Below are 7363 nucleotides of genomic sequence, written 5' to 3'. Positions count from 1 at the left end.
GTAGGAGTCTGGGCCGTGTCTCAGTCCCAGTGTGGCTGATCATCCTCTCAGAACAGCTAGGGATCGTCGCCTTGGTGAGCCATTACCTCACCAACTAGCTAATCCCACCTAGGTTCATCCAATCGCGGAAGGCCCGAAGGTCCCCTCCTTTCCCCCGTAGGGCGTATGCGGTATTAGCAGTCGTTTCCAACTGTTATCCCCCTCGACTGGGCAGATCCCTAGGCATTACTCACCCGTCCGCCGCTCGCCGCCTCAGGAGTAAACCCCCTTGCGCTGCCGCTCGACTTGCATGTGTTAGGCCTGCCGCCAGCGTTCAATCTGAGCCATGATCAAACTCTTCAATTAAAGTTTTGTTGCTTCCGTCTTACGACTTCAGCGGCTCAATGAATTCTGATTTTTTGTTTCTAACTAAAGAAACAAACTGTACATATTACTATGAACACTCAATCACCCTTTCCGTTAAGGAGAATGACTTGAAAACATTGATTTAAATTTTTGACTGCTAACCCGAAGGTTAAGCAGTTTCGATTAACTCAACACCTGTGAGTGTCCACACAGATTTCTTGTTTTATCTTGTTAAAGAGCGTTGACCACATACCGTTGCCGGCGGGTCGTGCTGATGCTTCATCAGCTCAGGGTCGTGCATTTTACACATTTCCCGTTTCGCGTCAAGGAGTTTTTTACAACTTCTTGCTGCGCTTGAATTAAGTGCTTAAAAGCGACTCAATTCAACCTAACTCGTCAGGCTGCTTAACGCCGTCTGCCGTGTCAGTGGATGCGCATTATAGGGAGATTGAGAAAGTCCGCAAGGGCTTTTTGTAGGAAAATAACGATTAATGGTTTAGACGTTTACTTATCAAACGATACGTATAAAAAAGGGGCTAAAAAGCCCCTTTATCTCGATTAAGTCTGGCAATATATATGAGTCACGCTCAGCTAGATCATCATAAATACTGTTATCTATGGACTAAAGAAGCGAGATTCTTGCTCAACTTCGACTTCTTCACCGTCGATATGAGTTTTCACTTTTATCTCGATATTAGTAACTGAACGAGACAGCTCAACCGGATCGATACCGACACTAATAGGGAGAGTTAACACTTCACCACCCGCAATAGTGACCGAAGTTGGACCGTACCATTTATAGTTGTCTAATCCTTCGACACTCATAGTGTATTCGTGGGATTGCTCTGTCTTATTAAGAATCTTCAAGGTGAAGGTGTTTTCAATCAAACCTTGATTGTTCTCTCTATAGAGTTGGTTGCGGTCACGAATGATGTCCATACGCACAGGTGCTATGGTCGCACTGGAGTATATAAAGACTAATATCATCGCTATCAGTACCACGCCATAACCGACAAGTTTAGGTCGCAGCACTTTTTGCTTAATTCCTTCTAACTTGTTCTCGGTGGTATAACTGATAAGCCCTTTTTCATATCCCATACGATCCATGGTTTGATCGCAGGCATCGATACAAGCGCCGCAGTTAATACACTCATATTGCAGACCATTACGAATGTCGATTCCCGTAGGACATACCTGCACACACAAGTCACAGTCGATACAGTCGCCAAGCCCTAGCTCTTTAGGGTCATCTTTGCGTGAACGCGGACCACGGGTCTCACCACGTTTAGTATCGTAACCCACGATAAAAGTATTCTTATCGAACATGGCCGCTTGGAAACGAGCATAAGGGCACATGTGGATACACATGATTTCACGCATCCAACCCGCATTGCCGTATGTGGCAAGTGTAAAGAACACGACCCAGAAGTAGATACCGCCAGAAGCATTAAGCGTAAATACATCGACATAGACTTCACGACTTGGCACAAAATAGGACACAAAGGTCATCGCCGTCATCAGTGAGAGCAATAGCCAGGCCGTATGTTTTGCCGTTTTGCGCCAGAGTTTGTCAAAGCTCCATGGCATTTGATCTAACTTAATGCGTTTATTGCGTGCGCCTTCAAGTTTTTCCTCGAACCAGATGAACATAAAGGTCCATACTGTTTGGGGGCAAGTGTATCCACACCAAACACGGCCAAGATAGGTGGTCACAAAAAACAGAGCGAAGGCAGCGATCATAAACAACGCTGCAAGCAAGGTGAGATCCTGCGGCCAAATCGTTAAACCGAAGACGTGAAACTTTTGTTCGCCCAAGTTAAACCATACGGCTTGACGGTCGCCCCAAGGGATCCAAGGTAAAAGCAGGAAAAATAACATGGCGATCCAGCCCATGCGGCGACGTACGCTACTCCACAAACCGTCTATGGCTCGGACATAAATCCGATTACGAGGATTAAAGCGATCGGCTTTACTCGCATCTGGCTGGTGAATCTTAATTCGATTGGTTTTCGAATAGTCCTTGTTGTTAGATTCTGAGTTCATCGTTACAGCCTTTTACTGCTTTAATATTGGACGAAAACTAGCTTATTATACCCATATTCTTAATGGTTATTCACTTATGTTGGACTAAAAGATGAAAGGTTGGATCATATTGGCGTTACTCGCGGGTGCTTTATATTACTTATACACAGAAACAGATAAATTAGATGTTCCTATTGCAAAGACTGAGGCGATGATCAAAGAAATAGAGAATAAAGTTGACTCTATGACGGGAACAAAAATTATTAAAATCGACCATAAACTGGCTAAGGTAAGAACCGACATCATAGAACGTTTATCCACATTAGAACTCGAAGCTTTCAATCAAATTTCAATGACACCCGAGTCTATTGCCGACTTTAAGGCTAACTATTGCGGTACTATGGCACCTCAACATCCAGTGTTTAGCAAAGATAATCAGCTTTATCTATGTGATCACCTTTAATCATTACAGACTCATAGGCAAACGGGATTTTGCTATATAGCGCTAAGGTTTAGACTTAGGTGATTGACCTTATATATGATTCCGCCTAGCCTTTGAGGCATTACAGCATAAAGGCCTATGAATCATGACCCAACAAGTATCAGACATTTTTGATCCCACCCTATGGGATGAAGTCAGTGGATTTCATTTCGACGATATTACTTACCACAGAGCCAAAGCGCACGGCACAGTACGCATTGCCATTAATCGCCCAGAGTGCCGTAACGCCTTCCGACCTAAAACCGTTGATGAATTATTTATCGCACTCGACCATGCACGCCAATGGTCTGATGTGGGTTGCGTACTGCTTACGGGTAACGGTCCTTCGGCAAAAGATGGTGGCTGGGCGTTCTGTTCGGGTGGCGATCAACGTATTCGCGGCAAAGATGGCTATAAATATGAAGGCGCCGAAGAAGGTAAGGCCGATCAAGCCAGAATGGGCCGCTTACATATATTAGAAGTGCAACGCCTGATCCGCTTTATGCCTAAAGTGGTCATCGCCGTTGTGCCGGGCTGGGCGGTGGGTGGCGGCCATAGTTTACACGTAGTGTGCGACTTAACCTTAGCCTCGAAAGAACACGCAATATTTAAACAAACCGATCCCGATGTGGCGAGCTTCGACTCAGGTTATGGCAGTGCTTATCTCGCCAAGATGATAGGTCAAAAACGTGCCCGCGAAATCTTCTTCTGCGGATTTAACTACAGCGCTGATGAAGCCTTCGACATGGGTATGGTTAATAAATCCGTTCCCCATGCAGAGCTAGAAACCGAAGCATTAATGTGGGCGAAAGAGATTAACTCTAAATCACCTACGGCTATGCGTATGCTTAAATACGGCTTCAACATGACTGATGATGGTATGGTCGGTCAGCAATTATTTGCCGGTGAAGCGACGCGTTTAGCCTATGCGAGCGCCGAAGCACAGGAAGGACGCGATGCCTTCCTCGAAAAACGCGATCAAGATTTTTCAGCCTTCCCTTGGCACTACTAATTTTAGAATCGTATTAATTTACGTTTAAATGCTCAAAGCCCTCCATCGTGAGGGCTTTATGTTTTTTACAACGGATAAATAGATAAAACCGTTTAAACTAATCTGAAAACACAGCTTTTAATTTTAATGAGAATTGTTATCATCTAAGTATTCCCGCTGGGAGCCTATTTAGAGGACAAGATCATGACTAAGACACTCACTTTTGCCGTACTGCATTTTAGCGTCGCTTTTACCGTAACCTATTTATTAACTGGCAGCGTAGTCGTCGGTGGCGCAGTAGCCTTAGTAGAACCCGCGATTAACACTGTAGTGTTTTACTTCCATGACAAAGTGTGGAAACGCATTGAGGCCAAAAAGCAGCACGAACTAGATGCCATTCCAGCATAGAAAGCTAAGCCACTAGCATTTGCTATTGCTGTAAGTTAATCGTCATTTTGTCGTGAATCTAAATGAAAAAACCGCCAATAAAGGCGGTTTTCATTTAAATATCTCTATTTATTCTACTGTTACAGACTTTGCCAAGTTACGTGGTTGATCCACGTCGGTACCTTTGATTAATGCAACATGGTACGACAATAGCTGTAAAGGAATAGTGTAGATCAGTGGCGCCATAAAGATGTCACAGTGTGGCACAGGGATCACTTTCATCGTGTCATCCGACTCAAACTCGGCATCCACATCGGCAAACACATACATTAAGCCGCCACGGGCACGCACTTCTTCAACATTCGATTTCAGTTTTTCGAGCAATTCATTGTTTGGCGCAACGACAATCACTGGCATATCGGCATCGATAAGCGCTAGTGGGCCGTGTTTTAATTCGCCAGAGGCATAAGCTTCAGCATGAATATAAGAAATCTCTTTCAGCTTTAACGCGCCTTCCATCGCAATCGGATATTGATCGCCACGGCCAAGGAATAACGCATGGTGTTTATCGGCAAAATCTTCAGCCAGTTCAGCAATCGCAGCATCTAAACCTAAAGCTTGTTCCACTTTTGCTGGCATAGATTGTAGGCTTTGAGTGATTTGAGCCTGCATTTGATCAGACATACCATTGTGGCGACCGATCACCGCAGTCAACATTAATAATCCAGCAAGTTGTACTGTGAAAGCTTTAGTCGATGCCACGCCAATCTCGGCGCCCGCTTTCATCATGTAAGCCATGTCAGATTCGCGAACCAATGATGAACCTGGCGCATTACAAATGGTCAATGTGGCTTTATAACCCATTTCTTTCGCTAAGCGCATGGCCGCTAAGGTATCGGCAGTTTCACCCGATTGTGAAATCGTCACCAACAGGCTATTTGGGAATAAGTGCGACTTGCGATAACGGAATTCAGAGGCAATTTCGACGTTACAAGACACGCCAGCCCAATCTTCTAACCAATAACGTGCCGCCATGCCCGCATGGTAACTAGTACCACAGGCGATGATTTGCACATGTTTGATATCTTTTAAAAACTCAGCAGCGTTGTCACCAAAAGCCGTGTCTAGCACTTGCTTATTAGCAATACGACCTTCAATTGTGCGCGTCAGTGCCAATGGCTGTTCGTAAATTTCTTTAAGCATATAGTGGCGATATTCGCCTTTGTCACCGGCATCGTGGGTAATTTCAGATTCTTTAACTTCGCGCTCAACGGCATTACCGTTTAAGTCGAAAATACTCACACTGCGACGGGTCACTTCGGCCACATCACCTTCTTCTAGGAAAGCAAATGAACGAGTAACAGGTAATAAGGCGAGTTGATCTGAGGCGACAAAGTTTTCACCTAGACCAAAACCAATCACCAATGGACTACCAGAGCGAGCCACAACCATACGATCACTGTCACGACGATCGATTACCACTGTGCCATAGGCGCCTTCAAGTTGTTTAACCGTGGCTTGTACGGCACCAAGCAGAGTGCTATGGGTTTTCAGCTCATGGTGCACTAAGTGACAAATCACTTCGGTGTCGGTATCTGAGCTAAAGTTGTAACCTAAACCTTTAAGCATTTCGCGCAGTTTATTGTGGTTTTCGATAATACCGTTGTGCACCACGGCAATATCACCTTCCGATAAATGCGGATGAGCATTACGCTCACTCGGCTCACCGTGGGTCGCCCAGCGAGTGTGCGCAATACCGGTTCCGCCCGCTAATGGGTCAGTTTCAAGCGCAGCCGACAACTCTTGTACTTTACCCACGCGGCGCGTGCGACTCAGTTCACCATTGTGAATAACCGCAACACCTGCAGAGTCATATCCGCGATATTCTAAACGGCGTAAGCCTTCTACCAGAATTTCAGCCACATCCCTTTGCGCCACGGCGCCTACGATTCCACACATAGTCTTTACCTATAAATTAAAATGAAGTTGTTAAGCTATTTTGTCTATTGAGCGTAGGGCGCTAACATAACTCGCACGCCCTGATCTGAAATTTGTTTGAGCGCACTCTCGTCGATACGTGAGTCTGTGACCAACACACTGACCTTGGCCCACGGTAACTCTAAGTTAGGGATCCGCTTGCCGATTTTGTCTGAATCGACCATAACGATCACTTCGCGGGAAACTTCGGCCATCACTTTGCTTAGGCCTGTTAACTCGTTAAAGGTGGTGGTCCCGCGTTCAAGATCGATACCATCGGCACCGATAAACAGTTGGTCGAAATTATATGAACGCAACACTTGCTCGGCGACTTGACCTTGAAAGGATTCAGAATGCGGGTCCCAAGTGCCACCGGTCATCAATAAGGTTGGCTCGTTTTCGAGTTCATGGATGGCATTGGCAAGGTGCAGCGCATTCGTCATGACCACCAGCCCACGCTTATCGTTCAACTGTTCAATCAAACCTGACGTCGTAGTGCCACTATCGATAATGATGCGATTGTGATCTTTAATCAGCTGCGCGGCAGTTTTCGCAATAGAAAGTTTATTAGGCGCGATCTTGGCAGAGAACTGTTGAGTGACTTCGTCTGGAATCGCCACGGCGCCACCGTAACGGCGCAATAATAAACCCGTTTTCTCAAGCGCGGCGAGATCCTTACGAATCGTCACTTCTGAGGTTTCAAAACGTAACGACAATTCATCGACACTTACTTCACCCTGTTCGTTCAATATGGTGATTATACTGTGGCGACGCTGCTGTGTGTTTCGTTTGTTCATAAAACCTTTCAGTTAAGTTTCGATTCGAAAGATGCATTATAGTGAAACGAAACTTTTTTGCTAGTCGTGGGAAACACACTTTTGCATGATCCGAGCAATTTTTTATCTGTCTAGCTAGGGTCTGTTGATCTTTCGAGAGTAATTTTTAGACAGCATGGCAAGACGTTATAATTTGCTTCGCCAAAAGTAACCATAACCTCAAGCCATGCCAAGACTTATGCTAACCGATGCACGCTGGGAAAAGCTATTTCATTTAATGAAAAGCACAGGCCGTGTTTATGACAAACCTGAACATAGACAAACATTCGAAGGTATTCTTTACCGCCTTAGAACAGGTATCCCTTGGCGAGATTTACCTAAAGA

7 protein-coding genes and 1 rRNA gene are annotated in these 7363 nt (G+C 45.3%); 4 read left to right on the top strand and 4 right to left on the bottom strand.

The window, feature by feature from the left end:
* Positions 1 to 345, bottom strand: a 16S ribosomal RNA gene (locus tag L5M11_RS23445); the annotation flags it as partial.
* A gap of 615 nt (positions 346 to 960) precedes the next feature.
* Complete coding sequence (gene ccoG / locus L5M11_RS23440) at positions 961 to 2388, bottom strand: cytochrome c oxidase accessory protein CcoG (protein ID WP_105250769.1); 1428 nt, start codon at positions 2386 to 2388, stop codon at positions 961 to 963.
* 91 nt (positions 2389 to 2479) lie between these two features.
* On the opposite strand from ccoG, the gene L5M11_RS23435 reads away from it, so the two are divergent.
* From L5M11_RS23435 to L5M11_RS23425, 3 genes are all read left to right on the top strand, one after another.
* Positions 2480 to 2830: a hypothetical protein gene (locus tag L5M11_RS23435; RefSeq protein ID WP_263193418.1), complete on the top strand. Its 351-nt coding sequence runs from the start codon at positions 2480 to 2482 to the stop codon at positions 2828 to 2830.
* A 124-nt stretch (positions 2831 to 2954) separates the two neighbouring features.
* Complete coding sequence (locus tag L5M11_RS23430; RefSeq protein ID WP_113941423.1) at positions 2955 to 3860, top strand: 1,4-dihydroxy-2-naphthoyl-CoA synthase; 906 nt, start codon at positions 2955 to 2957, stop codon at positions 3858 to 3860.
* A 183-nt stretch (positions 3861 to 4043) separates the two neighbouring features.
* Positions 4044 to 4247 carry a DUF2061 domain-containing protein gene (locus L5M11_RS23425; RefSeq protein WP_105250772.1) on the top strand — a complete coding sequence of 68 codons (204 nt, stop codon included), beginning with the start codon at positions 4044 to 4046 and terminating at the stop codon, positions 4245 to 4247.
* A gap of 108 nt (positions 4248 to 4355) precedes the next feature.
* On the opposite strand, the gene glmS is transcribed toward L5M11_RS23425, so the two are convergent.
* Together glmS and L5M11_RS23415 are read right to left on the bottom strand one after the other, a co-directional pair.
* Positions 4356 to 6185 carry a glutamine--fructose-6-phosphate transaminase (isomerizing) gene (glmS, locus tag L5M11_RS23420; RefSeq protein WP_263193416.1) on the bottom strand — a complete coding sequence of 610 codons (1830 nt, stop codon included), beginning with the start codon at positions 6183 to 6185 and terminating at the stop codon, positions 4356 to 4358.
* 44 nt (positions 6186 to 6229) lie between these two features.
* Complete coding sequence (locus L5M11_RS23415) at positions 6230 to 7000, bottom strand: DeoR/GlpR family DNA-binding transcription regulator (protein ID WP_011791272.1); 771 nt, start codon at positions 6998 to 7000, stop codon at positions 6230 to 6232.
* A 205-nt stretch (positions 7001 to 7205) separates the two neighbouring features.
* Between L5M11_RS23415 and L5M11_RS23410 the strand changes: the two genes are divergently transcribed.
* On the top strand, positions 7206 to 7363 hold a 158-nt coding region (locus L5M11_RS23410; RefSeq protein ID WP_259573881.1), incomplete at its 3' end, for a transposase.

It is taken from the genome of Shewanella sp. SM87 (assembly GCF_025653705.1).
GTDB classification, from domain to species: domain Bacteria; phylum Pseudomonadota; class Gammaproteobacteria; order Enterobacterales; family Shewanellaceae; genus Shewanella; species Shewanella oncorhynchi.
Note: the sequence above shows the minus strand (reverse complement) of the source record. Positions and strands in the feature narration are given on the sequence as shown.

Bases quoted from the DNA above. Each gene is read 5' to 3' on its own strand.
- L5M11_RS23415 (WP_011791272.1), bottom strand. From the start codon at position 7,000: ATGAACAAACGAAACACACAGCAGCGTCGCCACAGTATAATCACCATA.
- ccoG (WP_105250769.1), bottom strand. From the start codon at position 2,388: ATGAACTCAGAATCTAACAACAAGGACTATTCGAAAACCAATCGAATT.
- L5M11_RS23430 (WP_113941423.1), top strand. From the start codon at position 2,955: ATGACCCAACAAGTATCAGACATTTTTGATCCCACCCTATGGGATGAA.
- L5M11_RS23435 (WP_263193418.1), top strand. From the start codon at position 2,480: ATGAAAGGTTGGATCATATTGGCGTTACTCGCGGGTGCTTTATATTAC.
- glmS (WP_263193416.1), bottom strand. From the start codon at position 6,185: ATGTGTGGAATCGTAGGCGCCGTGGCGCAAAGGGATGTGGCTGAAATT.
- L5M11_RS23425 (WP_105250772.1), top strand. From the start codon at position 4,044: ATGACTAAGACACTCACTTTTGCCGTACTGCATTTTAGCGTCGCTTTT.